This window comes from Ensifer sp. B1-9 (assembly GCF_050474445.1).
GTDB lineage: Bacteria > Pseudomonadota > Alphaproteobacteria > Rhizobiales > Rhizobiaceae > Ensifer.
The window spans coordinates 1-23,077 of sequence record NZ_JBCHVG010000022.1 but is presented as its reverse complement, the minus strand read 5'-3'; the positions used below and the strand labels follow the sequence as shown (position 1 = coordinate 23,077).

Below are 23,077 nucleotides of genomic sequence, written 5' to 3'. Positions count from 1 at the left end.
GATCATTAATTGCTCAAGTCTGGCAAGTCTTCCGGCGAAGAGGCGATCTCAAGGTTCTCGTTCGGCTGAAATCAAACGACCCTGGGGGCCCGCCGTCCTCGGTCGAACCTATGCGCTCACTGGATTAATACCTGCTCAAACGGGCATTAAATGGCATTAAATGATCAACCGTGCTGCCCTTCCGTGTTTGCGTTCCGCGTTGTTGTAGTAGCTCGCCGCCTGGGTAACCGATTTGTGCCGTGACTGCTGCATCGCCTCGGGCAACGGAATCCCGCGGTTTGCGGCCTCAGTCAGGTAGCCCGATCTTAAGCCATGCGCTGAAAACAAAGCCGGATCGAGCCCCGCCTGGTTGCAGCGGCTCTTCAGGATCAGATTGACCGACTGCGGCGTCAAAGCCCGGCGATCAATATTCCTCCATTGGTCAATGCGTCGAAACACCGGGCCATACTGGATATTGGCTTCCTCAAGCCAGCGTCGCAACGCCATCACCGGCCGACCGATCAGGAACACTTGCTCGTGGTCATTGCTCGTCGTCGTCTTCGTGCGGCCGAGTCGGATCGACAGGCAGGGGAGGGGAGGGGAGTTCTTGTCGGTGGGATCAACACGCACCGGCTCTTCCTCGGTGAGATCCTCGACCCGCAATGCCGCCACTTCCGAGCGGCGGCGACCGCCGGAGGCGAAGGCGATCAACAGCAGTGCGCGATCGCGCACGTTCACCAGGCTTTCGCCGGCGCAGGCCAGCAGCAATTGCGCCAGAACGTCGGCTGTGACCGCTTTTTTGCTCTTGCGCTGTCGCGGTCGGGCGCTGGCGCGGACGGCGAGACGCAGCGCGGCTTTCAGCGACGGCCCATCAAAGCAGCCGGTGAGGCCGCGCCAACGGGTCAGGATTGACCAGCTCGTCAGCCGGCGCCGTACCGTGTCTGGCGCGTGCGGTCCGTTGACCTTCAGCAGATCGCGGGCGCGCAGGCCCTCTTCCACCTCCGCCGGCATGCCATGGCTGGGATCCTCGGCGCGTCTGATCGGGTCCCACAGGTGATGGGCGACAAATTTGAGCAGCAGGCTTTCTGGCGCCGGCCAGGGGAGGGGGTTTTCCGTGGCCAGCTGGCACCAAGCCTCGAGGTAGCCGAGGTCGGAAGCGAGTGCGCGCAGCGTATTGTCGCCCATGCCTTCGCTGGCGAGATGCTTGAGCGTCGCGACGTCTTCGTCGGTCAGAAGAGTGGCGAGCTGATCGCGTCGATCGAAAGGCAGGATGGCGTCGAGCGCGTCGAGTTCTTCGGCGCGCCGCTCTGCTTGCGACGCTGTAAGGTCAATGCTCATTCTCAAACGGCCCCAGCACCTGAATCCTCTCGGCGCGGGCCGCGCCGGCGAGCTTGCGGTCAAGGGTGGCGAGCGGCAGGGATTGACGGACTGCGACGTCGAGATAGGCGGCGTCGTAGGCGCTCAGGCCATGCGCGCTTGCGAGTTCGAGCACCGAACCGTCTTGACCGGCGCCCGTGTCCTCAAGAGGAAGCCGGCGGAGCCGGGCCATCGCGTTCAGCGCCTGGCCGGGGGCAATCCGCTGTCGCCGCTCAGCGCTGATCAAAATGCTGCGCGTCTCGTGCCAGAACAGGTTGGGTACCGGGCAATGGCTGGAGATGCTGGCGATGAGCCGCTCGGCCGCCTCGCTGTATTCCTCCGGTAACAGCCAGGCAGCAGCGGTCGATGCGTCGAGAACAAAGATGGTCAAAACTTTTGTCCCTCGCGTTTCCAGTCGAGGATCTCGTCGTTGCTGACCGGTTTTGCCCGCATCCTGGCCGCACGCACCTCGGCGATCAGCGCCGTGAGCTCGTTGTCCTTGTTGATCCGCGAAAGCCGGGCGACCGGATCGTTGCCGCGGGAAATGATCACCTCCTCGCCGGCTTCGACGCGCACCAGCAGTTCGGAGAGATGGGCTTTGGCCTCGGCGACCTTGACGGTGACGCTCATGGGGAACTCCGTTGAAATCGGTCTCTCGTCGGCAAATGGGCAGATGGTCGACGATGGCGAATTTGACGTTCTGCTCGAAGATAGGGCCCATTTACGAGTTGGTCAACCAGTAGACCACATCACTATCGATACTTGATACCTATCGACAGTGATAGCTGCGAAAACTCACGTCCGGCTGACGGAAGTAAGTAGTAAATTGGTTTCCGTTTGTGAAATTTGAAGCGCTAATTCATATGGTTAATGATCACTGAAGACGGCAAAGATGCTGTACAAGGCGTAACCGGGGCAGATTTGGTGTGTGGCTTTTATTTAAGGATTTAAATTGCAGCGCTAAGCTGAAATTTCGCCTCTCGATTTTTATCTTGCGGTTTCAGCGAGGTACGGGCGAGGGGCCCTTCAAAGCCCGGATACCTTGGTGAGATTGACCCGGAGCGGTCGCGCTGGCGCGGTGGTTTGAGCCGCGCTGGCACGCCCAAGTTCCAGAACGAACGCTTATCGACGATCGCTGCTCGCAAGTGCCTAAGTTGCTGTTGATGTTCGGTATTGCAATGGCCTTGCAAAAAGTGACGCGCTGAAATCGTTAGCGGAAAATCGTCCGACGTTTAGGGTCTAAACCCAGCGGCGATATGGCGATTTTCGGTTTGAAACGGTAAAGTAAAACCCACACCGGCGCGGGCGCCGCCGGATTGAGGGCTCTGTCCGCGTCGGATCCCCCGGCGGAAAAAACCGGGCAGCACGGCGACGGGATGTGGCCACGGTGGGGAATTCCCGTTTGGTACTATGTGGCTGGCGTTCCATCGTCCCCAACGCCCTACAACTAAACAGGGATAGCCCAAGACGAATTACGGAAGTGCGGTAACCAATCCGCGGATAAGAGCTGGATCAACCGTCGTCTGAAGGCCCATCCCGTCCACGTGCTGTCTCCAATCAACGAAGGACAAACCTGTGACAAAGGACATGGGGCGGAAAAGTTCATCCATCACCCTTGACCACGGCCATAAGTGTCGCCATTGTCGATAACCGGGCGCTTGTCATCGCGGTCGGAACCTTCGCCGCGAGTATCGCGGCGAAGGCGATCGAACACCAGCTCGACGCCCTCACCCACTTTTCTGACCGGCGCGCGAATATCGAGTTGGACGAGCTGGCTGCGCGATTGAATGACTTCGCGGTATTTGTTGAGGCGCTGGGCGAGATCGCGCAGGGTGCATATCGATCGATCTAACGCCTCGCTATTGGGCGGCGGAGGGGCACCCGCCGCCTGCTCGAGGCGAACGGTTTTTGCTGGTCGCCATCGCAAGGCGTATGGCAGCGGCACCTGAACGAGGCCGGCCTCCTGACCGTAAGTGCAGGCGTTTGACCCGCATCAATGTCGCCAAGGGCTGGCGTGAGACTATAGCGGCTTCGGGAATCGGTGAGATGTGGTCCCCACTCTAGGCTGGAGGCTTGTCATGCTGAAGCTGATCAAAGGCTTGCCGCCGGACGTGCTGGGCGTCGAAGCGACAGGCAAGGTGACACACGAGGATTATCACAAAGTCCTGATCCCAGCCGCCGAGGCGAAGATGGTCCAGGGGCCGATCAAGATGCTCTATGTCGCCGGTACTGATTTCGGCGGCTATGAACTCGAAGCCCTATGGGATGATGCCACGTTCGGCTTCAAGCACTGGCGTCAATTCACGCACGTTGCGGTTGTTACGGATAGCACCTGGCTGCGGGCGGCGGTCACCATGTTCTCCCCGTTCTTCCCCAGCGCAGTCAGGTTATTCAAAGTCTCCGAACTGGCTGCCGCGAAGGACTGGATTGCACCCACGGAGGAGCGGGTGCGTGATGGCAGACCCCTCCCATGACGTGGCACTCTCGGGATACCTGACGGCGATCCATGGTTCGGTCGTCGACATTCGATTTGCGGATGGCGTGCTGCCCGCGATCAATGAGGGCATCGCCATCGTGCGCCAGGAAGGCAAGCCGCTCGTAGCCGAGGTCCAACAGCATCTCGATTCCACGACAATCCGTGCGGTCGCGCTGGATGACACCGCGGGTTTAGTCGCGGTGTAGTCGGACGCGCCATGGGCGCGCCGATCAGCGTGCCCGCGGGTGAGGTGGTGCTCGGGCGACTGCTCGACGCCGTCGGGAACCCCGCCGACCGTGGTCCAGTTCTGCCAGCAGGGACGGCTTATCGGTCCATTCATGCCACAGCCCGGGGGCTGGACCGTCTCGGCGCAGCCTAGGAAATCTTTCAGACGGGCATCAAGGTCATCGACCTTCTCGCCCCGCTTGTCCAAGGCGCCAAGGCGGCGATGTTCGGAGGCGCCGGTGTCGGCAAGACCGTGCTCATCATGGAGTTGATCCGCACGACAGTCGAGAAGCACGCTGGGATTTCCGTGTTCGCGGGCGTCGGCGAGCGCTCGCGCGAAGGGCATGAACTGTTGCTAGAACTCAAGGAGTCGGGCGTACTGGCGCGCACGGCACTCGTCTTCGGGCAAATGAACGAGCCGCCGGGCGCGCGATGGCGCGCCAGCTACTATGCCGGAGTCTGACTTCTGTCCGTCCATCATCGGCTACGGCTCCTCGCCTTTCCGATGCGGACCGGCGTGGCTGACGCCACCCGGCCAGACAGGAGACTCCCAGGTTCCGACGCGTTCCTTTCATGCGTGGCATGGCCCTAGACCCCGGCAGGGCGACGGCGCCTCGCGTATCGGCTCCGCCCATGTTGCCTTCGACGGATGAGAAAGTCTCGGCCCCTGCGATCTGATCATTATCGTGGCTCACTCCCATACCCCGCATGATTGCTGTGTACGCTTCGCCGTGGTCGTCACCGCCCACGCCGCAACACTTACTATCGGGCGGGAGCTACCCCTTACCCGAGCCGGACTTTCACCGGCTGGAACGCGCCAGCTTGTCCTGGCGCACCTCATCCTGATCGCCGCGCATAAAAAGGCCGGCATATTAACGGATACACAATCCACATTTGGGTGGTTCCGTTCCTGGGCAGTCACATTGGCCCAAAGTCCATCATTTTGTGACATTCACCGGCGTCACATTTGTTCGCCGCGTGGAGGAGGTTGCCTGTACTTGATAATAGTTGATAAGCGAGCTACGATGGCATCGTGACCGATGGAGAAATTCACATGATCAGTGCTGATCTTGGTAAGCAGCTTGAAAGCTACATCCAGCAACTCGTTGAAACGGGCCGATATGGTTCGAAGAGTGAGGTTCTGCGTGAAGGCGTGCGGCTCGTTCAAGACCGCGAGACGCGCCTTGCTGCGCTCGATGCTTCCATCATGCGCGGAGTTGCCGATGCTGATGCTGGTCGTACACATCCTTCTGAAGAAGTCTTCAGCGAACTGCGGGCGCGCTACAAGGCCATGTTGCCGGGCTCGGCCAAATGAAAGTCTGCTTCACGACTGAAGCCAAGTTGGATTTGCAGCAGATCGGTGACTACATCGCGAAGGAAAATCCATCCCGAGCCTTGTCGTTTGTTGATGAGCTGGAACAGAAATGCCTGTCTCTCGCAACCTCCCCGCGGGCTTTCCCTTTGGTGCCTCGATATGAAGGCTACGGCATTCGCCGCCAAGTGCATGGCAACTATCTGATTTTCTACCGTGTGGAAGCAGAACAAGTGATCATTGTCCATGTTTTGCATGGTGCAATCGATTATGCCGCCATACTTTTTGAAGGCTAGGCCGATGCCGGAAGAATTCCGCCGACATGATTTGTCGGACCTGCCACTGGAGGACAAGATGGGCTTTGCAGTAAGATACCGGCCCACTCGCTCAGGCTTTTGAACAGCTACGTGCGGACTGACATGTTGCAACACATCCATTTGTGCCTTCATAAAATGAGGGACAAGGACGGGCCCGGTTCGCCGTTCCATCATATAGCGAAAAGCCTTGAGCAGCAGCTGGGACGGCATCAATCTGTTCGAGTGCTTTACTCGCAACCAATACCACATCGATCCGGATTGTGAGTTTTGGCCGGAGCAGGATTACCTCCATGATATCAGGCTGATGAAGCTTCACCTCAAGTGCCAGAGTAAAACGATGAAGGGAGCGGGAAAAGCTAGGGGTTAGGCTGCGAGGTCGAGCTTTGCCTGTTTGAGACGGCCGTCCGCCACGTTGGCTCGGGTTTGAAGAACCCGATGAGTGCCGATCGGCGTCCATCGCATTTGCGCTTCTTATTCATACGGGCATTGACGAGGCTGTTGGCGGCACTTTCAGCCGGTGAACTGGATATCGGCTGACCTACTATCATGCACCGAGCTACGACGGTTACAGTCTTGGCACTTCCGATCTCGCTGGGCGGCTTGATCCGTCTGGAACTGCGTCAGTTCCTATCTCCCACAGGTGAGCCGTATGGTACGCGTGTGCGCCGGTGAGATAGCCGCGCGACTTGCTTGCCACGCTCGCGTAGCCGTTGCGTTGGGCAAGCCGAAAAGCGTTCTTCTCCCCATAGGCCGCGCCTGTCTTCGCCCCGACCTCCAGCTCCATCAGCTTCTCGGCGGCAAAGCCGATCATCTCCCGCAGCAAATCCGCGTCCGCACTCTTCTCAACAAGCGAGCGCAGGTTCATCATCTCGTCGGTCATTGGTGATCTTTCCATCAGGCTGGTCTTGAACAACCCGACCTCGGCGGAAAACACTGATGGCCGCCCGCAAACCCGATCACCCGCTACAGCGCAACGAGAAGCGCGCGTGCGTTCGGCTTTGCTACCTCCCGCCACCTACACCACCTGCCGGGACGTGATCGAAAAATTTCGGAAGGACAACGGAATGGGGCCTTTTCGCGGGAGCATAAGACTTAAGTCCGATGTCACGTTCGTGTCTGAGAATGATCGGCCTCTGACAGGCTTGACGCAATAGACTCTTGTAAGTCAAAGGCCTCGCCGTGGGGGAAGCGACGAGGCCAAAATGGCTCCATTAATGATGAAGCCTGCTCGCATTCAGCCACCGGAGGGCGGGGACATACATGCGCATCTCCTTATTTAGGGTGCAAATCTTTCCTTGCTAGGGGGAGCACAAAGAAAAGGGCTCGGAAGCATCAAAAGGAATGGCCTCGCCGGAGGAAATGAAGAGGCCAAAATGGCTCCACCAATTGATGAAGCCGCTGAGAGGTCGGAGATCATATGCGCACTCTCTGATGTAGGGCGCGAATGGTCTGTTGTTAGGGAGACTGGTAACTTTTCTGGGGTACGCACGAACTGTTAGTGCCGGATGGCCATCTTGGTTGCCTCAATGAAGGAGGCGACGATGGCGGTGGAATGTACGATCACGATCGCCAGGCTGAACGGGGCAGAACGCTGCTTCGATCGTCAACGACTGTCGGCGATACTGGTCCGATCAGCCGATATCCAGTTCGCCGGCTGAAAGCGCCGCCAACAGCCTCGTCAATGCCCGTATGAAACGGTAAAGTAAGTCTCACATCCGCGCTTTTTTCTCGGCCCGGTAGCAGCATACGTAAGCTAAGCATAGGGCTACGTCCCTCCCACAAACCTCCCCTTTGAGAAAGCGCATATGGATTGGAATTCGATACAAATTGCCATCGTTCTGGTCCTCGTGGTCGTCGTCTTCTTCGGCTTCATCCGGGAACTGATTTCCCCTGACGTGGTTGCCATGAGCGCTGTAGCTCTTTTGGTCGCATTCGGGATCCTCCATACGGACGATGTTTTGAGCGTGTTCAGCAACAGCGCCCCGGTGACAGTCGGCGCGATGTTCGTCCTTAGCGCAGCCCTGGAACGCACTGGTGTCATTGACGGGATCGGTCGAGTGGTTTCCCGTGCGGCGAAATGGTCACCGCTGGTTGCGCTGGTCACGATGATGGTCGGCGTGATCGTGATGTCGGCATTCATCAACAATACGCCGGTGGTTGTCATCCTTACACCGGTAGTGATCAGTCTTGCTGCCACATTGAAGCAGCCCGCCTCCAAATTTCTGATACCGCTGTCTTTTGCCAGCATCTTTGGCGGGACGACGACGCTTATCGGCACGTCGACCAACATTCTGGTGGACGGCGTCGCGCAGCGGCAAGGGATCGCACCCTTCGCCATGTTCGAGATAACGGCTGCCGGCGCAATCATGGCCGCCGTCGGCACGGCCTATTTGGCGATTGCCGGACGATGGCTTCTGCCCGATCGCGATAGCCTGGCCGCCTTGCTGCCCAAATCGGAAGATCGCAAGTTCCTGGCAGAGGTGCTGATCCCTGTGGACTCCACTCTCATCGGCAAGACGCTCAAGAACGCCGGTTTTACCGAGGAGCGCGGTTTCAGGGTTGTCGACGTTTTGCGTGACGACGTTTCCCATCGGTGGAGCCTGGACAATCTGGCATTGAGGGCCGGTGACCGGGTCGTAGTCCGCAGCAAAGTTGGAGACATGCTGGCCCTCCGTGAGGCCAGCGCCGTTGCGTTTGGCACCGGCGAGACGCACGCGGTCGAACCGATCGGGACCCGTGAGACTGTTGTGATGGAAGGTATAGTAGGGCCGCAATCCCGGTTCATCGGCCGACATGCGGCGGATCTCGCCCCGAGGCGCCTGTATGGGGCTTACATGCTGGCTATACATCGCCAAGGCGAGAGCATCGGCGGCAATTTCAGTGACGTCCGCTTGCGGATGGGCGATACGATCCTGCTTGAAGGTCCGGCTGAGAGCATGCGCCGAATGTTCAACTATCGAGAACTGATCAACCTGGTACAACCGAGCGAGAAACCCTTGAGGCGCAATAAAGCCCCAATAGCGATCGGCGTCGTCCTTCTGGTGATCGGGCTGGCCGCATTCGAGGTGCTCCCCATCGTCGCCTTGGCCCTGATGGCAGCGGTAGCGGTGATTGCGTTGGGGTGTCTTGAGGCGGAGGAAGCATACACATCCATCAGGTGGAACATCCTGTTCCTGATTTTTGGCATGCTGGCGCTCGGTATCGCCATGGACAGGACCGGCGCTGCGCGCCTCATCATTGAAGCATTTGCAAGCCTCGTTAGTTCCATGGGACCACTCGCCGTTCTTTCAGCGGTCTACCTGATCACGTCACTTCTCACCGAGGTGATGAGCAACAATGCTGCCGCCATCCTGCTCACTCCGATAGCGGCGGGGCTTGCGAACGCGCTCGGCGTCGATCCGAGACCATTCGTTGTGGCTGTGATGTTCGCAGCCAGCGCCAGCTTCGCCTCGCCCATCGGCTATCAGACCAACACCTTCGTGTACAATGCCGGCGGCTATCGCTTTACGGATTTCATAAAAATCGGTCTTCCGCTCAATGTGCTCATGTGGGCGACGGCGACGCTCGTCATTCCAATCTTCTGGCCGTTGTAAGGTTCGATGTGGGATAGACGCCGATGGCGGCTGGTCTGTCTAGCAAGTGGGGCGTGAGGTTCCTCTTGATCAACGTTCCGGTGACCGCTTTTACGCGGCAGATGTCATTGATGCAGCATTCGAGCCGCTAAAATTAGCTTCCAGAGTGCCTGCCGCAACAGGGTTTGGTTTGGGTTTTGAATCAAGCCGCCAATCGGTGATGACCGAAGTCGAGGGCGCAGCACAATCGCTTCCTATATCCATGCCGCGAGTTCCAGGCGCACGATGTGAAACCCGCGCTGCTCGTTCGTGTCGAACACGAAGCGTATGATGAGGTCAGTATCGACCCGTTCACCTGTCGCCATCTGCTTCGGTTCCGCCACCACGGCTTGCCGTGACATCGCGTTCGTGTGGAACTTCCGTCACATCCTCCGGCAGTTCGCCCGCTTCGCCAATTCTCGCAGATCTCCTGCCAATTCCCGCATCAAGAGCCACTGCCGCGTCCAATAGGTGATCGTGTTCATTGGCCATGCGAATCAACTTCCTGTTTTCGGTTTGTAGCGTCAGCATAGTACCCATCGGCGGTGACGGATCAAATGCCGCGGCAACATTTGAGTTCAAAATTTGCCTCCTGCCACTTACCGAAACGACCATCCCGTTCATTGGTCCATTGGTCAGGCCACGGCGCCCCGACAAGCTCCAAATGGGACGCGCATGATCTCATCGAAAGCGGTGTGGTGAGCATTACGGCATCGTATTAGAGCCCGAGCAGGTCCCAACGCCACCGCCGCAAGGGGCGAGTTCAATCGGCATGACATTGCACGCGCTGCACCGAGGCAACAGGGCAGTCACCGTCCGCTTCCTTCTGTTAGCGGGCAAGCAGGTTGTAGAAAGGCGCCCTGTCTTCGAAAATTGCGTAACTCAACATCTAGTATCTTGTGAACCAGAGTCAGGGCATCTTCTCCGGCTTCGCGTTTTGATCTTGGTGGTGACCTGACAGTCACGCGGCACGCGGCTGACCTATCCGCGGGTAAGGGGTTCAGTATTGCTAATTGCGGTGAAGCTCGCATTGAGGGGTGAAGAGCAAACGCTTGCCCAATGGGTACGTCCTGTCGTTTCGACGAGTCGAGTTTCTTGTTTAGCTGCTAGTTTGATTTGAGCCGGCGTGAGATGCCCGTTCGCCGACAACTCTCGAACGCTCCCCGCGGCTGTGTCAGATCTACTTCAATCGCTGAGACGCCTATTGGTTCCCGCTACCACGACGAGTTCTGCGCCGAGTGCGAGCGTTCCATCGAGATTGAAACGTCTTCGTACGATGAGGAAAAAAGCGTTGACATGCCGGGTCAGCGGGGTGGCAAAATTAAGCCCCGCTCCTTGATCAATGCAGCGCAGCGCTGGCGGCGCGCCGCTCCTCCTTGTCGTGCAACGCAAAGCGATCGACCATGTCGGCGCTCGCCTCGTTGAAGCCCAGCACCTCGACCTCGACGCCGAGGCGGCGGAACTTGATCACGACCTTGTCGAGCGCGCCGACGGCGGTGATGTCCCAGAGATGGGCCGCATTCAGATCGATCACCACCTTCTGGGCCACGTCCGCGAAGTCGAATGCCTGCACGAAGCTTTCGGCCGAGGCGAAGAAGACTTGTCCCTTCACGCCGTAGGTCGTGGTGCCGGCGGTTTCCCCGCTCTTGGTCACGCTGAAGAGTTTTGCGACCTTGCCGGCGAAGAAGATGCCGGAGAGAAGCACGCCTGTGATGACGCCCTTGGCGAGATCGTGCGTCGCGACGACCGTTGCGACCGTTGCCAGCATGACGACGGAGGAGGGTAGTGGATTGCGCCCGAGATCGAGGATCGAGCGCCAGGAGAAGGTGCCGATCGAGACCATGATCATGACTGCGACCAGGGCCGCCATCGGAATGATGCGCACGAGATCGTTGAGAACGACGATCAGGAACAACAGGAACGCTCCGGCCACGAAGGTCGACAGCCGGCCGCGGCCGCCTGACGTCACGTTGATGACGGACTGGCCGATCATGGCGCAGCCGCCCATGCCGCCGATCAGAGCGGAAGCGATGTTTCCGGCACCCTGACCAATGCATTCCTGGCTCTTGTTGCTCGGCGTGTCCGTCATGTCGTCGACGATCTGGGCGGTCAGCAGCGATTCCAGCAGGCCGACGGCCGCGAGTGTCACCGAATAGGGCAGAATGATCTGAAGGGTTTCAAAGGTGAGCGGCACCTGCGGCAGCATGAAGAAGGGCAGCGACGAGGGAAGCTCGCCGAGGTCGCCGACCGTGCGCAGGTCCATGCCCGTCCACCAGGCGATGAGGGTGAGCACGGCGATGGAGACCAGCGGCGAGGGCACCGCCCGGGTGACGTATGGGAAGAGATAGATGATCGCCAGCCCGCCGGCGATCATGACATAGGTCTCGACCGGGACGCCGATCAGCTCCGGCAGCTGTGCCATGAAGATGAGGATCGCTAGCGCATTGACGAAGCCGGTGATGACCGAGCGCGATACGAAGCGCATCACCCGGCCGAGCTTCAGGAAGCCGGCTGCGATCTGGATGATGCCCATCAGGATCGTGGCGGCAAAGAGATACTGGAGCCCGTGTTCCTTGACGAGCGTGACCATCACGACTGCGGTTGCGGCGGTCGCCGCCGAAATCATGCCCGGACGGCCGCCGGTGATGGCGGCGACGCAGGCGATGGCAAAGGAGGCGTAGAGCCCGACCTTGGGGTCGACCCCGGCGATCACCGAGAAGCCGATCGCTTCCGGAATGAGGGCGAGGGCGACGACGATGCCGGAGAGAATGTCGCCACGGATGTTGGAGAACCACTCATGACGGTAGTTTGAAAAAGCGCGCATGGGGAAAATTTCACAGTTGAATGCAACGGGCCGAGGGGGCTCGGTCCTGTGGGTACAGAAGTTGCGTTGCTGTGTTGTCTGGCGGATCGGCGGCCAGAAGAGCCACCCGGAGTTTCACCGGGTCCTTGTGGATGGGTTCTGGTAACCTGGATATCGTTCGAAGACAACAGTAACCCAGGTTAAGATCAGTTTTTCGCTTGTTCGTTGCAGATAGTCAGATACGGACCTTGAACACGTGTCGCGATTAATTAACGGGGAAAGTTCCTGTGTCGTCGGACGGCGTCCGGCGATTTGGCACCCAGACGGGGCTTGGCCCCCGTTAAGATGCGGGTCCGCAGCCATGCTTCTCCAGCGTTACGACTCCAAGTCAGTGTCAGCGTATCGCTCAATTATCCTTGAGAAAAATGAGCCTTTCATCAACGCGGCCCGGCGTGACTTCGTGGATGTCGGCGCTGACGACGCGCTCTGTCACGAAAGGGTCCTCCTGAACCAACGCCTCAAGGCTTTTCCGATCAATATTGTGGGCGAGAATCGTCCCGCCCGCGTTCGGCTGGAGGCTGCCTGCAAGAAGAAAAGTCTCACTGTCGAAGCCTCTTTTGATCCAGGCATTGTGATCTTCAAGGAATTGGGCGGCCTGCGATCTGTTGTCCGAAAATCTGAGAAATACGATAAACATGGACTGTCCTGCTTTTTGATCTATGGTGGAATGAGAGAGGCCTCGCTGCGCTACGACGCATCGAGCGGTTTTGTTCGAGGCGGTTTATCCTCGGTCAAGTTGAAGCCTTGGCCGCGATATCCTTCAACCAGTCCTTCATCTGATCGACCTCGCGCTGAACGAAGTTTTGATCCTTAAAGGCATTGAATAGGGTCGCTGCGCCCTGGCTTCGGGAGAGAAGATGCATGGCAAGCACATCCGCATCCGCTTCTCGGCCGAGTGCGACGAACTGACGGCGAAGCCATGTCCGGAATAGCGTGAACAATCTGCCCGCGTCAGGCTGCGCCGCGTGGTTCAGCTTCGCCAACTCGCTTGTTAAGGTTCCGATCGGGCATCCATACCGTTTGATCTTCTCCCCATTCACGGTCAGGATATCGATAAAGCTGGCGATCCGCTCGATCGGTGTCTTGGCCTCCATCTCCCATCGCTTCAGCATCGCATCGCGATCAGCAAGGCGTTTCTGGATTACCGCTTCGAGAATGTCGTCCTTCGTCTTGAAATGGTGATAGAAGTTGCCTCGTGATATCTTCACGAGCTCGGCGATGTCTGCAAAGGATGTGTGCTCAAATCCCCTGCGGTAGAACAGATCGTCCGCTACGCCGACAATCTCCTCGCGTGTCGCTCGATTTGCCATCGTAGTGCCTCCTGTTGGTCTTCGGATGCCTTAGGCAGCGGAGGCCTCTTCGCCCGTGAAGAACGGATAATCAGTATATCCGGCGTCGTCCCCACCATAGAAAGTCGCCGGATCAGCCGTATTTAGCGGCAATCCCTGTCGATAGCGCCGGACGAGGTCGGGATTGGCGACGAAGGGCAGGCCGAATGCCACGAGATCGGCATCGCCACTTACGATTGCCTGTTTGGCAAGGTCCAAGTCATAGCCGTTGTTCGCGATGTATGTGCCAGAGAAACACGACCGCAGAGCACGGTAGTCAACCGCGGACGGTTTTTTCGACATGTCCCCCTGAAGCACGTGGACATACGCAAGGCCTCGCGTGCCAAGCTCCCGGATGATGTACTCGAAATGAGCTTGCGGGTCGGAATCCGCCATGGCGTTGAAGCTATTTTCCGGTGTCAGACGCACACCAATCCTTCCTGCAGGCCAAACCTCACTGACGGCGTCGAGGATCTCATTCAGCAGTCGCATGCGATTGCCGACACTGCCGCCGTAGGCGTCACCTCGCCGGTTGCTGCCGTCGCGCAGGAACTGGTCGATCAGGTATCCATTCGCTCCGTGAATCTCGATTCCATCGAATCCCGCACGCTTTGCCAACTCCGCGGCATGTCGAAACTGAGCGACGAGGCCTGGAATTTCCTCGACCGTAAGTTCGCGCGGCGTCACAAAATCCTGCATCCCGGTGTATGTGACTGCCTTGCCGGATGGACGAACCGGCGATGGCGCGACTGGGACGGCGTCTCCCGGCTGGAGGCTCGGATGGGAAATCCGGCCGCAATGTTGCAATTGCACGAAAATGCGGCCCCCGGAGGAGTGCACCGCGTTGGTCAGTCGGAGCCAGTTGGTCATATGCGTATCGGCGAAAAGGCCAGGAGTGTGGGGATAGCCGACAGCTTGTGCAGAAACAGGGGTAGACTCCGAGATGATCAGTCCCGCAGTGGCACGCTGCTGGTAGTGCGTAATCATCATCGGCGTCACGTTGCCGCTGCGATCGGCACGGTTGCGCGTCATCGGCGCCATGACCATGCGGCTGGAAAGCGTCAAGTCGTTAAGCTGAAAGGCGCTGAAGAGATCTGCGGCCATCAATTCTTTCCTCAAATCGAATTAGGTCAACTGTCCTAGTGCAACGATTAGGTCAATTGTCCTAGGTTGTCAACGTCCTTATCCATTCCATGCGCGGCGAACCTGGCCACCGTCTTTGCTGGACTGTTAGTGTTCGAGGTTGTCCAGGCGTCTCTTTCGAAGCCCACTGATACCGAGGCGGCTCATTTTTTCGTTGAATGTGCGTAGCGGAATGCCAAGCCTTGACGCAGCCCGTGCGGCGTTACCGGCGCTCAGATTGAACGCTTCGGAAATCAGTCGGACTTCATAGGCCGCCATCCGCTGCGGCAACGACAGCACTGGCGGATTGGCTTCGGCAGACGACACAGGTTCATCGAGGCCAAGGGCAAAGCGTTCAGCAAGCGCCTTGAGCTCACGAACGTTACCGCGCCAGTCCCTCTGCTGGAGCACGCTGGTGATTTCGGTCGAGACAGATCGCTCGGCCCGGCCGTATCGACGGGCGGCTAAGTTCACGAAATGCACGAACAGCAGGCCGATATCATCCCGACGTTCCCGAAGGGCAGGAATATAGACGTCGGCGGTAGCCAGCCGATAGAAGAGATCCTCACGAAAGCGCCCCTCGGCGATGTCGGCCGAAAGATCGCTTTTGGCGGCGGCCACCACGCGCACGTCGACCGGTCGCAGCCGATTTTCTCCGAGCCGTTCCACCGCTCGTTCCTGTAGCACTCGCAGGATCTTAGCCTGCAATCCCGATGGCATCGATTCGATTTCGTCGAGAAAGAGAGTTCCACCGCCGGCATGCTCGAATTTGCCTTCCCGCTCCGTGATTGCCCCTGTGAAGGCGCCTTTCGCGTGTCCGAAGATCTCGCTTTCAAATATGCTCTCGGGCAAGGCGGCGCAATTGATCGCGACAAAGGGACCGACAGACCGTCGGCTCTGTTGATGCAGAGCTCGCGCAACGAGTTCCTTGCCCGTACCGGTTTCTCCAACGATCAATACGTCGATGTCGACATCTGCGAGCATGGCGACGCGCTCGCGCAATGCGCGAATCGCCGCGCTGTCACCAACGATGCCGCCGATCTCCCGCCGCTCGCCCACAAGTCCCTGCAGGCGTCCGATCTCTTCCTTCAGCCGCCGTTTTTCGACGGCCTTATCGAGAACCGAGAGAAGGCGTTCTGCATCATAGGGCTTCTCTAGGAAGTCCTCCGCCCCCTGTTTCATAGCTTGCACTGCCAGGCTCACGTCGCCGTGTGCGGTGATAAGAACGACCGGGACATCGCTTCTCTGACGGACAATCGAGTTCAGCAATGTCATACCGTCGATGCCTGGCATCCGAACGTCTGTCACCACCACATCCGGCTCCTGTCGCGCGAGGAGCTGAAAGGCTTCCTCCGGCCGATGGAAAGTGTCGACGGAAAAGCCACTGATAGTAAGCCAGTCCGCCGCGGCTTTGAGAAGATCGCGGTCGTCATCAACCAGGAATACGCGCCCTCGGCTCATTGCGCGGCTTCCAGATCATTGCATCTCGCGTGACCAAGGGGCACGGAAATCGTCGCGCAGGTTCCACCGCCATTAACCGCTTCGAAGCGGATTTCCCCGCCGCATTCCCTAACAATCGTGGTAGCAATCGACAGTCCAAGCCCTAGGCCTTCGCCTGTCAGTTTGGTTGTGAAGAAGGGCTCGAGGATGCGCTCGCGATACTCGGAGGCTATTCCCGTTCCGTTGTCGATGATCGCCACCTCGACGCGCTTGTCGTCCTGAGTGCGCCGGATGACGATCGATGGATCGGAACGCGCCTCGACGGCATCTAGCGCGTTGAGCAAGAGGTTCAGCATCGCCTGTTCCAATTTGAGCGCGACGGCGGTGACTACCGGCGAAGGAGCGGTTGCCTCGATGGCAGGGACCAATCCAAGGACCTTTGCCCGCGGTGCGGCAAGATCCACGACGTTGTGTATGACGGTATCGATTGCAACCCCCTCCAGTTCGGAGGCATCTTTGCGCGCAAAAGTCTTTAGGTGCTTGATCGTGCGTTGCATGCGTTTGACGAGCGCGCGCGCATCGACGATTCGTGTGGCGACGGCAGTAACCTCGTCCTTGTCCGCCAAGACGCCGGCGGTCGCGAGCGTGGCGTCGAGTGCCGCGAGCGGCTGGCTTACCTCATGCACGATGGCCGTCGACATACGGCCGAGCGCAGCCATCTTTTCCGAATGGATGATCCCCTCCTGCATTCGGCGCAGTTCCTCTTCGGTTTTCCGGCGCATTTCGATCTCGCAGGCCAGATCCTCTGTGCGTTCCGCCACCATCCGCTCGAGTGTTTCTCCCTGACGCAGCCGCATGCGGATGATCTGGGCGCGATGGTGCAGGAAATAGAGAGCGCCCGTCGTCAAGAGGCAGCCAATCAGCGTTGCAAGCGCCCAGAAGCCGGCAAGCTTTGCCGTATCTTCCATGCTGGTTGCCGCCAGCACCCGCCAGCCGTCGGGTTCAACCGTCGAGAAGCGAGCAAGCAATTGACCGTCCACGTCACTGATGCGAAACGCCGGCTCTTCGGGTCCGCCCGGGGGCAAGTCGCTGCCGGTCGCCAGGATGGGGTTCGCTCTCGCGAGATCGGCACCATTGTATGTGCGTTCCTGGGCCAGTCTCGTTGCGGCCGCCTCGCCAAGCGGCACCAATGGTCGGTACTTCCACTGTGGATTGCCGGAAAGAAAGACGACGCCAAACCGGTCCGCGATCGCCGTTTGAACGCCCGCGGCTTCCCAGGCAAGTTCGAGCGGGGAGAGATCGGCCTTGACCACGACGACGATCGGCGGTTGCTCGGCGACATCAATGCGCGAGGCGAGAAAGTAGCCCGGCCTCTTAGTCGTCACGCCGATAGCGTAGAAACGGCCGTCTCCCGCCCGCATCGCTTCTCTAAAATATGGGCGGAAACTATAGTCGTGGCCGACGAAGCTCTCCGGCGTCGCGTGATTGCTCGCAGCCAACGTGGTGCCGTTCTCGTCGAGAATATAGAGTTCAGCCGGTCCCGCCTGCCGAACGATCGTTTCCAGGTAGTTATTAGCGGCCGCAAGCGCCAACGCGCTACGCTCACCTTGGGCGAGCGCACGCACGCGCGCGTCTTCGCCGACGACGACAGGAAGATAACGAAAGCGCTCGATTTCCGTTGCAATGGCCCGTTTGGTCAAAACGAGGCTGCGCTGAAGCTGGTTTTCCAACGTATTGAGCGCCACGCCGTTGGCGAGATAGTAAGCAACGAATGGCACAATGCACGTCAGGACGAGCATGGCTATCGTCATTCGGCCGATGGTGCGCGTCATTCTCGGATCAATTCGCCTTCGATTCCTTTTGCTCGCTGACTCTATCGTCACTTCCGCAGCGCGAAAACAGGGGAGTACCTTCGGGTCGTCATCCGATCCGCTGCGGATGTCGTTTTGTCGATCCGGATGGGTTTGCAGCTGGCGCTTCATCATTGGCTACAGGGGCGGAGCACGATTGGCTCGCCGCTGCGCCGGCCAAGTTCCGTGCAAGTTCCAATATCGCACAGCGTCCAGCCGGAAAGGGTGGCGCCCGATGCGGCGAGCACCAGTTCGGACTGTGGCGGCAGATGCGGCTGCCACACCCACCATCCATCCTCTAGTCGCGCGCCCTCGCCGGGCTCCATCCCAGCGCCTGATCCTTTCGCGCGCGCCTCCTGCAGAACCAGTCCGTCCGCGGTAATCGCCCAGCTTTCCTGCCAGCCGGTCCTTTCCACGGAATGGGTCCAACCCAGCGTGAAGAGGCCGGCTGCAATGGTGATGGCCTTGCCGCCGGTTATGCAAAGCAAGGCGCTCATGCCGCTCTCGTCGTGGTCGCCGCTGGGCTTCTCGCAGCCCTCTTTGCCTTTCGCCAATTCAGAAGTGCGAAAAGCGCCCCGAGCGCGAAGCCTACCTCGTCGGTGGCCGGCAGGGCTGCGAGCATGCTGAAGGAAGCAGCGGTGGCAAGCGCACGCTCGAAGGGTGAAAGACGAACTGCAGCAAAGCCGATCACGGCAGCCCCCCAAAGCCCGATGGCAAACCCGGTCTTGAAGACAATGTAGGCAACGGCCGCCGGATAACCAAGGGTCGCGGCAAGCGGGCCGCCGTCCTGAAGCATGAGGGCCGGCGAATAGACGGCCATAAAGGGGATGACAAACCCTGCGGCGGCAACCTTTATGGCCTCGAACGAAATCTTGAGGCCGCTTTCGCGGGCAATCGGCGCGGCGGCGAAGCAGGCGAGCGCCACCGGCGGCGTCAGATCGGCGAGAATACCGAAGTAGAACACGAACATGTGGCTGACGATCAGCGGCACGCCGAGTTCCAGAAGCGCGGGGCCCGCAATCGACGAGGTGATAATATAGTTCGGGATTGTCGGGATACCCATGCCAAGCACGAGGCAGGTGACCATCGTTAGCAGCAGAGATAGAAAGAGGCTCTTGCCGCCAACAGACACGATGAACTGACCGAAGGTGTTGGCCGCACCCGTCAGCGTCATTGTGCCGATGATAACGCCGACGAGTGCGCAAGCGATCGCCACCGGCAGCGCTGTTTTTGCACCCTCCGCAAGCGCGTCACGGCAAACAAGAAGTGTTTGCCGCCCGCCTTTATCAATGGCGTTGGCAATCACAAGTGCGGCCAGCGCAACCATGATGACCTTGATGCCGAATTGGAAAAAAGCGGCGGCGACAAGACCGAGGCCGATCCAAAAAATGGCGCGGATGATTGTCGAATTGATCCCGAGCGCGATGGAACTGCCGAGGATCAACAATAGCGTGAAGCCAAGGCCGACCGTGCCGGCAAACAGCGGCGTATAGCCGGAAAACAGTAGCCAAACGAGTGCGGCAAGCGGCAAGATCAGGTACCAGCCTTGGGCGATTGCCGCGCGGGCCGAGGGAAGCTCGGCTTTTGGAAGTCCGAGCAGTCCCTGTTTGCCAGCCTCCAGATGCACCATCCAGAACGCGGACGCGAAATAAAGGATCGCCGGGATGAGCGCTGCCTTGACGATTTCGTGATACTCCACGCCAAGCGTTTCGGCCATGATGAAGGCTACGGCGCCCATGACCGGGGGCATGATCTGGCCGCCCATCGATGCGGTCGCCTCTACGCCGCCGGCAAAAGCGGGGCGATAGCCAAAGCGCTTCATCAAGGGGATCGTGAATTGTCCGGTCGTGACCACATTGGCTACCCCTGAGCCGGAAATCGTCCCCATGAGCCCCGAGGAGATAATCGACACCTTCGCCGGCCCGCCCCGCCGGGCCCCGACAAGGCTAAGCGAGACGTCGTTGAAGAGCTGAATCATACCCGCCTTTTCCAGAAAGGCGCCGAACAGGATGAAAAGGAAGATGTAGCTCGAGGAGACCAGGGTCGGGATTCCGTAGATTCCCTCGGTGCCATAGGCCATGTGGTCGATGACCTGCGAGAAATCGTAGCCTCGATGATTGAGCGGCGAGGGCAGATATTCCCCGAACAGGCAGTAGGCAAGAAACAACCCGGAAATGACGGGCAGCGCCGGGCCCATCAGGGCCCAGGCGGCGGCAAAGACGACTCCAATGCCGAGCACGCCGAAAACGATGTCGATCGGCAACGGATCACCGGCCCGAACCAGAAGATCCGCATATTCGTAGCATTGATAGAAAGCAACGGCCATTCCCACCGCCGACAAACCCCAGGCAGCTGCGCGCGCAGCCTTGCCCGTGCCGGCCATCGCTGCCAGCAGCGGGAAAATCAGCACGGTAACGAAACCGACATGAATTGCGCGCACGAGTTGGCTCGGCGGGTCGATAAGGTGAGCTGCCGTGGCGATCTGAAAGATGGCAAACAGGAATGCGATCGCAAAGAGCAGGCGCCCCTCAACGGTCGCGGGAAAGCCGCCTGCGAGCGCATCGTGCTGGTTGAGATCGACGGTCGTGCTACCGATCGGTACATCGTTGTGGCGCATTAGTTCCTCCCGAGGTATGCGCTGGAAAAGGATGTCCATGCGGCGCCCCCCATCGTCGCATGGACGGCCTCAACTCTTCAGAGCAGACCCTTTTCCTTGTAGTAGCGCTCCGCACCCGGATGCAGAGGGATCGGCATGCCCTTCACTGCGTCCTCGAGTTTGATCTTCTCGGCCGCTTTGTGAGCGGCCGCCATGGCCGGCAGGTTCTCAAAAAGCTGTTTGGTCATTTGATAGGCAGTTTCGTCGGAAACCTCGGAATGGGTCACGAGGAAGTTGACGACCGCGACGGTCGGAACGTCCCTTTCCTGTCCCTGATAGGTCCCTGCCGGAACCGTTGCGGCGATGTAGGGCGCTCCGAGCTTGGCGGCGATCGCCTCAGGCACCGACACCATCTGCACGTCGAGCGATGTCGCGAGGTCCTTGAAGGACGAGACACCGAGGCCTGCCGATTGGAGTGTCGCGTCGAGCTGGCGATTCTTCATCAATTCGACGGACTCGGCAAACGGCAAATACTCCGTCTTCCCAAGATCCTCATAACTCATGCCGGCGGCTGCCAGGATGGCACGAGCGTTGAGTTCCGTTCCGGATTTCGGGGCGCCCACGGAAAGGCTCTTGCCCTTGAAATCGGCGAGCGTTGCGATACCGGATTCCTTGGACGCCATGATCTGGATGTAGTTGGGATAGATCGCAGCGATACCGCGCAACTTGTCGAGAGGCGCCTTGAAGCCCGCCTCGGCGTTGCCCTCCCAGGCAAGCTTGACGGAATCGCCAAGCGCAAAGGCAATCTCGCCACGCCCCTGCTGCAACAGGTTCAGGTTCTCTACCGAAGCCTTGGTCGCCTGGACCTGGGTGCGAACCCCCTCGATCTTGTCGCCATAGATTTTCGATAGTGCGACCCCAAGCGGATAATAGACACCCGACGTGCCACCCGTCAAAACGTTGACGAACTCGTCAGCCCTCGCGGACGACATTGGCAGGGCGATGGAAATGGTTGTGATGGCCGCAATGACTGCGCGCGTCATGAGATTTTTCATTCAAATTCCTCCCTTTGTATTCGGGGACGCAACCTCTCCGTTTGCGTCCCTCTCGACTGTAGCAAGATCCGGGCCAACCACATTACCTTCGATTCCCCGGAAACTCCTCGCTGCCGCACGCAAATTTGGGCAAGTTTCCGCTGTCCTCGATCTTCTTCCGGCGGATTCTTGCCTGAATAGTGGCTCGTGCCCTCGTTCATCTGTGGTCCAGTGACGGTGGGTGCTTATCGCAAATGCTCAGGGCGGCGCGTTGAAAATGCGCTCGGCGGCGCAGGGCTACCGCAGCCGGTCGGCACGAGCAATCTCACTCCTTGCCACCCGGAAATCCGTCTTCATGTTCAGCGCCGACAATGTTCCATTATGTCCAAGCGTCCAGCATCCAGGCATTCCAACCGTTTCAAGAGCGGTTGTCCCCGAAAAAGTAACGTCATTTATCGGAAAAAGAAGTAGAGTGGGATATTCGATCAACGGGAGAGAGAGAGAGAGAGAGAGAGAGAGAGAACGAATGGAAGATGGTGAGCAATTTCCCATCGCGCGGCGCATTGGGACGATAATAGGCTTTGGCTTCACTGTTCTTGCTTGGGGCCTTTCGTTGGGGCCCTTGGGCTTCCATTATCTTTAACGCCGGCAGTCAGAGCGCGTGTTCCGCCCATGTCAGATTTTTGCATGTGTGCGGGTGATGCATGGCCGTGCTGAATGGCTTCAGTTCGTCCGACCCTCCGTTCGCCTTATCGTCGATCTCGCCTAACGTTTGCGGGCTCCCTTGCATTGGGATCGTCGATGATGGAGGACAAAGATGTTCGAACTTCTTACCCGGATATGCGCGGCCTCCGGCGTTTCTCCAGAACTGGCGGTCAGGCCTCCCGCAACTATCACCCGCCATATCCTGAACTTTGTGCCGTTCGTAGCAATCCTCGTGTTCGCGATTGCCCTCCCCATGCTTATGGCCAAGCTGCTAGGGCAGCATGACCCCGGAGAGGGAAAGACGTCTAGCTCGAGTGGGGTTGCCTCAACGGAGCGCCAGAAAGAGCCTCCGTCCTTTGGCGAATTGCACAAGGACGAGCGCGAACAACGGTCTCAACAGCTTCCACGCTGATGTTCAAGCAATGAAGGCATCCCGGCAACATTCGCCGCGGCGTGCGGGACCGTCATTTATGAGCTACATACCAGACAATGCTGCCCAGGATTTGCCCAAGCCCAAGGGCACAAATGATCGCAATCCCGATCAATTGCCATTTGGAGAGTTTGGGACCTAAACGCCGCTTATTCATGGGTCCGCAGAATTCGACCATTTGTTTCATGGTCGCCATCATCTCAGTTGTATCGTTCCAACCCACTGCACTAATGCCGAACGCCATGTCAAGCACTCACCGGGTGACGATCTGCTTCCCTCCAAAAACCTCACCCGGTCAAAGCAAGTGTACGCATCCGAGGTGGGCCGCCTTGCTGAGAAGTGAGGCGAACTGGATGTTCTGTCTATATGGACGTCAATATAGACAGTGTGAGAACCGTGGATTTAACGATAGAGAAGCGGCCGCAAGTTAGCC

22 protein-coding genes, 2 pseudogenes and 1 other annotated feature are annotated in these 23,077 nt (G+C 58.9%); of the genes and pseudogenes, 7 read left to right on the top strand and 17 right to left on the bottom strand.

Going from position 1 to position 23,077, the window contains the following annotated elements:
- Window positions 1-156: 156 nt before the first annotated feature.
- From ACQ5BM_RS30770 to ACQ5BM_RS30755, 4 genes are all read right to left on the bottom strand, one after another.
- Window positions 157-1,317, bottom strand: coding sequence for a site-specific integrase (locus ACQ5BM_RS30770; RefSeq protein ID WP_429819528.1), 1,161 nt, complete (start codon window positions 1,315-1,317; stop codon window positions 157-159).
- The gene (locus ACQ5BM_RS30765) at window positions 1,307-1,726 is read right to left on the bottom strand and encodes a type II toxin-antitoxin system VapC family toxin (protein WP_429819433.1); all 420 of its coding nucleotides are present in this window, start codon (window positions 1,724-1,726) and stop codon (window positions 1,307-1,309) included. Before ACQ5BM_RS30765 ends, ACQ5BM_RS30770 begins: the two co-directional genes overlap by 11 nt.
- A complete protein-coding gene (locus tag ACQ5BM_RS30760; RefSeq protein ID WP_429819431.1) occupies window positions 1,723-1,965 on the bottom strand; it encodes a type II toxin-antitoxin system Phd/YefM family antitoxin in 243 nt (80 codons plus the stop codon). Before ACQ5BM_RS30760 ends, ACQ5BM_RS30765 begins: the two co-directional genes overlap by 4 nt.
- Before the next feature lie 979 nt (window positions 1,966-2,944).
- Window positions 2,945-3,280 (bottom strand): hypothetical protein, encoded by a 336-nt coding sequence (locus ACQ5BM_RS30755; protein ID WP_429819429.1) that lies wholly within the window; start codon window positions 3,278-3,280, stop codon window positions 2,945-2,947.
- 133 nt (window positions 3,281-3,413) lie between these two features.
- On the opposite strand from ACQ5BM_RS30755, the gene ACQ5BM_RS30750 reads away from it, so the two are divergent.
- The 5 genes from ACQ5BM_RS30750 to ACQ5BM_RS30730 all read left to right on the top strand — a co-directional run bounded on the left by ACQ5BM_RS30750 (window position 3,414) and on the right by ACQ5BM_RS30730 (window position 5,644).
- Window positions 3,414-3,809: an STAS/SEC14 domain-containing protein gene (locus ACQ5BM_RS30750; RefSeq protein ID WP_429819427.1), complete on the top strand. Its 396-nt coding sequence runs from the start codon at window positions 3,414-3,416 to the stop codon at window positions 3,807-3,809.
- A complete protein-coding gene (locus tag ACQ5BM_RS30745) occupies window positions 3,790-4,017 on the top strand; it encodes a hypothetical protein (protein ID WP_429819425.1) in 228 nt (75 codons plus the stop codon). Before ACQ5BM_RS30750 ends, ACQ5BM_RS30745 begins: the two co-directional genes overlap by 20 nt.
- Window positions 4,018-4,259: 242 nt before the next feature.
- A complete protein-coding gene (locus tag ACQ5BM_RS30740; RefSeq protein WP_429819423.1) occupies window positions 4,260-4,499 on the top strand; it encodes a hypothetical protein in 240 nt (79 codons plus the stop codon).
- A gap of 591 nt (window positions 4,500-5,090) precedes the next feature.
- Window positions 5,091-5,351 (top strand): type II toxin-antitoxin system ParD family antitoxin, encoded by a 261-nt coding sequence (locus tag ACQ5BM_RS30735; protein WP_429819420.1) that lies wholly within the window; start codon window positions 5,091-5,093, stop codon window positions 5,349-5,351.
- The gene (locus ACQ5BM_RS30730; RefSeq protein ID WP_429819418.1) at window positions 5,348-5,644 is read left to right on the top strand and encodes a type II toxin-antitoxin system RelE/ParE family toxin; all 297 of its coding nucleotides are present in this window, start codon (window positions 5,348-5,350) and stop codon (window positions 5,642-5,644) included. Before ACQ5BM_RS30735 ends, ACQ5BM_RS30730 begins: the two co-directional genes overlap by 4 nt.
- 384 nt (window positions 5,645-6,028) lie before the next feature.
- On the opposite strand, the pseudogene ACQ5BM_RS30725 reads toward ACQ5BM_RS30730, so the two are convergent.
- Together ACQ5BM_RS30725 and ACQ5BM_RS30720 are read right to left on the bottom strand one after the other, a co-directional pair.
- Window positions 6,029-6,204, bottom strand: a pseudogene (locus tag ACQ5BM_RS30725) (ISKra4 family transposase); the annotation flags it as partial.
- 164 nt (window positions 6,205-6,368) lie between these two features.
- Window positions 6,369-6,545: pseudogene (locus ACQ5BM_RS30720) on the bottom strand (transposase); the annotation flags it as partial.
- A gap of 925 nt (window positions 6,546-7,470) precedes the next feature.
- Between ACQ5BM_RS30720 and ACQ5BM_RS30715 the strand changes: the two are divergent.
- Window positions 7,471-9,258 (top strand): SLC13 family permease, encoded by a 1,788-nt coding sequence (locus tag ACQ5BM_RS30715; RefSeq protein WP_429819416.1) that lies wholly within the window; start codon window positions 7,471-7,473, stop codon window positions 9,256-9,258.
- 330 nt (window positions 9,259-9,588) lie between these two features.
- Here ACQ5BM_RS30715 and ACQ5BM_RS30710 read toward each other — a convergent pair whose 3' ends face one another.
- The 10 genes from ACQ5BM_RS30710 to ACQ5BM_RS30665 form a co-directional block, all read right to left on the bottom strand.
- Complete coding sequence (locus ACQ5BM_RS30710) at window positions 9,589-9,858, bottom strand: hypothetical protein (RefSeq protein WP_429819414.1); 270 nt, start codon at window positions 9,856-9,858, stop codon at window positions 9,589-9,591.
- Between the two features lie 757 nt (window positions 9,859-10,615).
- Window positions 10,616-12,100, bottom strand: a complete 1,485-nt coding sequence (locus ACQ5BM_RS30705) for a SulP family inorganic anion transporter (RefSeq protein ID WP_429819412.1) — start codon at window positions 12,098-12,100, stop codon at window positions 10,616-10,618.
- Between the two features lie 72 nt (window positions 12,101-12,172).
- Window positions 12,173-12,228, bottom strand: a sequence feature (sul1 is cis-regulatory element that is thought to sense ions involved in sulfur or methionine metabolism; They are found in Alphaproteobacteria).
- 257 nt (window positions 12,229-12,485) lie between these two features.
- Window positions 12,486-12,776: a YciI family protein gene (locus ACQ5BM_RS30700; protein WP_429819411.1), complete on the bottom strand. Its 291-nt coding sequence runs from the start codon at window positions 12,774-12,776 to the stop codon at window positions 12,486-12,488.
- 94 nt (window positions 12,777-12,870) lie between these two features.
- Window positions 12,871-13,449 (bottom strand): TetR/AcrR family transcriptional regulator, encoded by a 579-nt coding sequence (locus tag ACQ5BM_RS30695; protein ID WP_429819409.1) that lies wholly within the window; start codon window positions 13,447-13,449, stop codon window positions 12,871-12,873.
- A gap of 30 nt (window positions 13,450-13,479) precedes the next feature.
- The gene (locus ACQ5BM_RS30690) at window positions 13,480-14,571 is read right to left on the bottom strand and encodes an alkene reductase (RefSeq protein WP_429819407.1); all 1,092 of its coding nucleotides are present in this window, start codon (window positions 14,569-14,571) and stop codon (window positions 13,480-13,482) included.
- Window positions 14,572-14,697: 126 nt separating this feature from the next.
- A complete protein-coding gene (locus ACQ5BM_RS30685; protein WP_429819405.1) occupies window positions 14,698-16,050 on the bottom strand; it encodes a sigma-54-dependent transcriptional regulator in 1,353 nt (450 codons plus the stop codon).
- The gene (locus ACQ5BM_RS30680) at window positions 16,047-17,861 is read right to left on the bottom strand and encodes an ATP-binding protein (RefSeq protein WP_429819403.1); all 1,815 of its coding nucleotides are present in this window, start codon (window positions 17,859-17,861) and stop codon (window positions 16,047-16,049) included. Before ACQ5BM_RS30680 ends, ACQ5BM_RS30685 begins: the two co-directional genes overlap by 4 nt.
- 149 nt (window positions 17,862-18,010) lie before the next feature.
- Window positions 18,011-18,376, bottom strand: a complete 366-nt coding sequence (locus ACQ5BM_RS30675; RefSeq protein ID WP_429819401.1) for a DUF1850 domain-containing protein — start codon at window positions 18,374-18,376, stop codon at window positions 18,011-18,013.
- On the bottom strand, window positions 18,373-20,496 hold the full coding sequence (locus tag ACQ5BM_RS30670) for a TRAP transporter permease (RefSeq protein WP_429819399.1): 2,124 nt from the start codon (window positions 20,494-20,496) through the stop codon (window positions 18,373-18,375). The genes ACQ5BM_RS30675 and ACQ5BM_RS30670 overlap by 4 nt, the downstream gene beginning before the upstream one ends.
- A gap of 77 nt (window positions 20,497-20,573) precedes the next feature.
- Window positions 20,574-21,518, bottom strand: a complete 945-nt coding sequence (locus ACQ5BM_RS30665; RefSeq protein WP_429819525.1) for a TAXI family TRAP transporter solute-binding subunit — start codon at window positions 21,516-21,518, stop codon at window positions 20,574-20,576.
- An 808-nt stretch (window positions 21,519-22,326) separates the two neighbouring features.
- Between ACQ5BM_RS30665 and ACQ5BM_RS30660 the strand changes: the two genes are divergently transcribed.
- Window positions 22,327-22,626, top strand: a complete 300-nt coding sequence (locus ACQ5BM_RS30660; RefSeq protein ID WP_429819397.1) for a hypothetical protein — start codon at window positions 22,327-22,329, stop codon at window positions 22,624-22,626.
- 52 nt (window positions 22,627-22,678) lie between these two features.
- Here the strand turns inward: ACQ5BM_RS30660 and ACQ5BM_RS30655 are convergent, their stop codons facing one another.
- The gene (locus ACQ5BM_RS30655; protein ID WP_429819395.1) at window positions 22,679-22,888 is read right to left on the bottom strand and encodes a hypothetical protein; all 210 of its coding nucleotides are present in this window, start codon (window positions 22,886-22,888) and stop codon (window positions 22,679-22,681) included.
- Window positions 22,889-23,077 lie beyond the last annotated feature (189 nt).

Bases quoted from the DNA above. Each gene is read 5' to 3' on its own strand.
- ACQ5BM_RS30750 (WP_429819427.1), top strand. From the start codon at position 3,414: ATGCTGAAGCTGATCAAAGGCTTGCCGCCGGACGTGCTGGGCGTCGAA.
- ACQ5BM_RS30665 (WP_429819525.1), bottom strand. From the start codon at position 21,518: ATGACGCGCGCAGTCATTGCGGCCATCACAACCATTTCCATCGCCCTG.
- ACQ5BM_RS30745 (WP_429819425.1), top strand. From the start codon at position 3,790: ATGGCAGACCCCTCCCATGACGTGGCACTCTCGGGATACCTGACGGCG.
- ACQ5BM_RS30655 (WP_429819395.1), bottom strand. From the start codon at position 22,888: ATGGCGTTCGGCATTAGTGCAGTGGGTTGGAACGATACAACTGAGATG.
- ACQ5BM_RS30715 (WP_429819416.1), top strand. From the start codon at position 7,471: ATGGATTGGAATTCGATACAAATTGCCATCGTTCTGGTCCTCGTGGTC.
- ACQ5BM_RS30760 (WP_429819431.1), bottom strand. From the start codon at position 1,965: ATGAGCGTCACCGTCAAGGTCGCCGAGGCCAAAGCCCATCTCTCCGAA.
- ACQ5BM_RS30685 (WP_429819405.1), bottom strand. From the start codon at position 16,050: ATGAGCCGAGGGCGCGTATTCCTGGTTGATGACGACCGCGATCTTCTC.
- ACQ5BM_RS30740 (WP_429819423.1), top strand. From the start codon at position 4,260: ATGTTCGGAGGCGCCGGTGTCGGCAAGACCGTGCTCATCATGGAGTTG.
- ACQ5BM_RS30730 (WP_429819418.1), top strand. From the start codon at position 5,348: ATGAAAGTCTGCTTCACGACTGAAGCCAAGTTGGATTTGCAGCAGATC.
- ACQ5BM_RS30675 (WP_429819401.1), bottom strand. From the start codon at position 18,376: ATGAGCGCCTTGCTTTGCATAACCGGCGGCAAGGCCATCACCATTGCA.
- ACQ5BM_RS30670 (WP_429819399.1), bottom strand. From the start codon at position 20,496: ATGCGCCACAACGATGTACCGATCGGTAGCACGACCGTCGATCTCAAC.
- ACQ5BM_RS30660 (WP_429819397.1), top strand. From the start codon at position 22,327: ATGTTCGAACTTCTTACCCGGATATGCGCGGCCTCCGGCGTTTCTCCA.
- ACQ5BM_RS30680 (WP_429819403.1), bottom strand. From the start codon at position 17,861: ATGACGCGCACCATCGGCCGAATGACGATAGCCATGCTCGTCCTGACG.
- ACQ5BM_RS30700 (WP_429819411.1), bottom strand. From the start codon at position 12,776: ATGTTTATCGTATTTCTCAGATTTTCGGACAACAGATCGCAGGCCGCC.
- ACQ5BM_RS30735 (WP_429819420.1), top strand. From the start codon at position 5,091: ATGATCAGTGCTGATCTTGGTAAGCAGCTTGAAAGCTACATCCAGCAA.
- ACQ5BM_RS30705 (WP_429819412.1), bottom strand. From the start codon at position 12,100: ATGCGCGCTTTTTCAAACTACCGTCATGAGTGGTTCTCCAACATCCGT.
- ACQ5BM_RS30695 (WP_429819409.1), bottom strand. From the start codon at position 13,449: ATGGCAAATCGAGCGACACGCGAGGAGATTGTCGGCGTAGCGGACGAT.
- ACQ5BM_RS30770 (WP_429819528.1), bottom strand. From the start codon at position 1,317: ATGAGCATTGACCTTACAGCGTCGCAAGCAGAGCGGCGCGCCGAAGAA.
- ACQ5BM_RS30690 (WP_429819407.1), bottom strand. From the start codon at position 14,571: ATGGCCGCAGATCTCTTCAGCGCCTTTCAGCTTAACGACTTGACGCTT.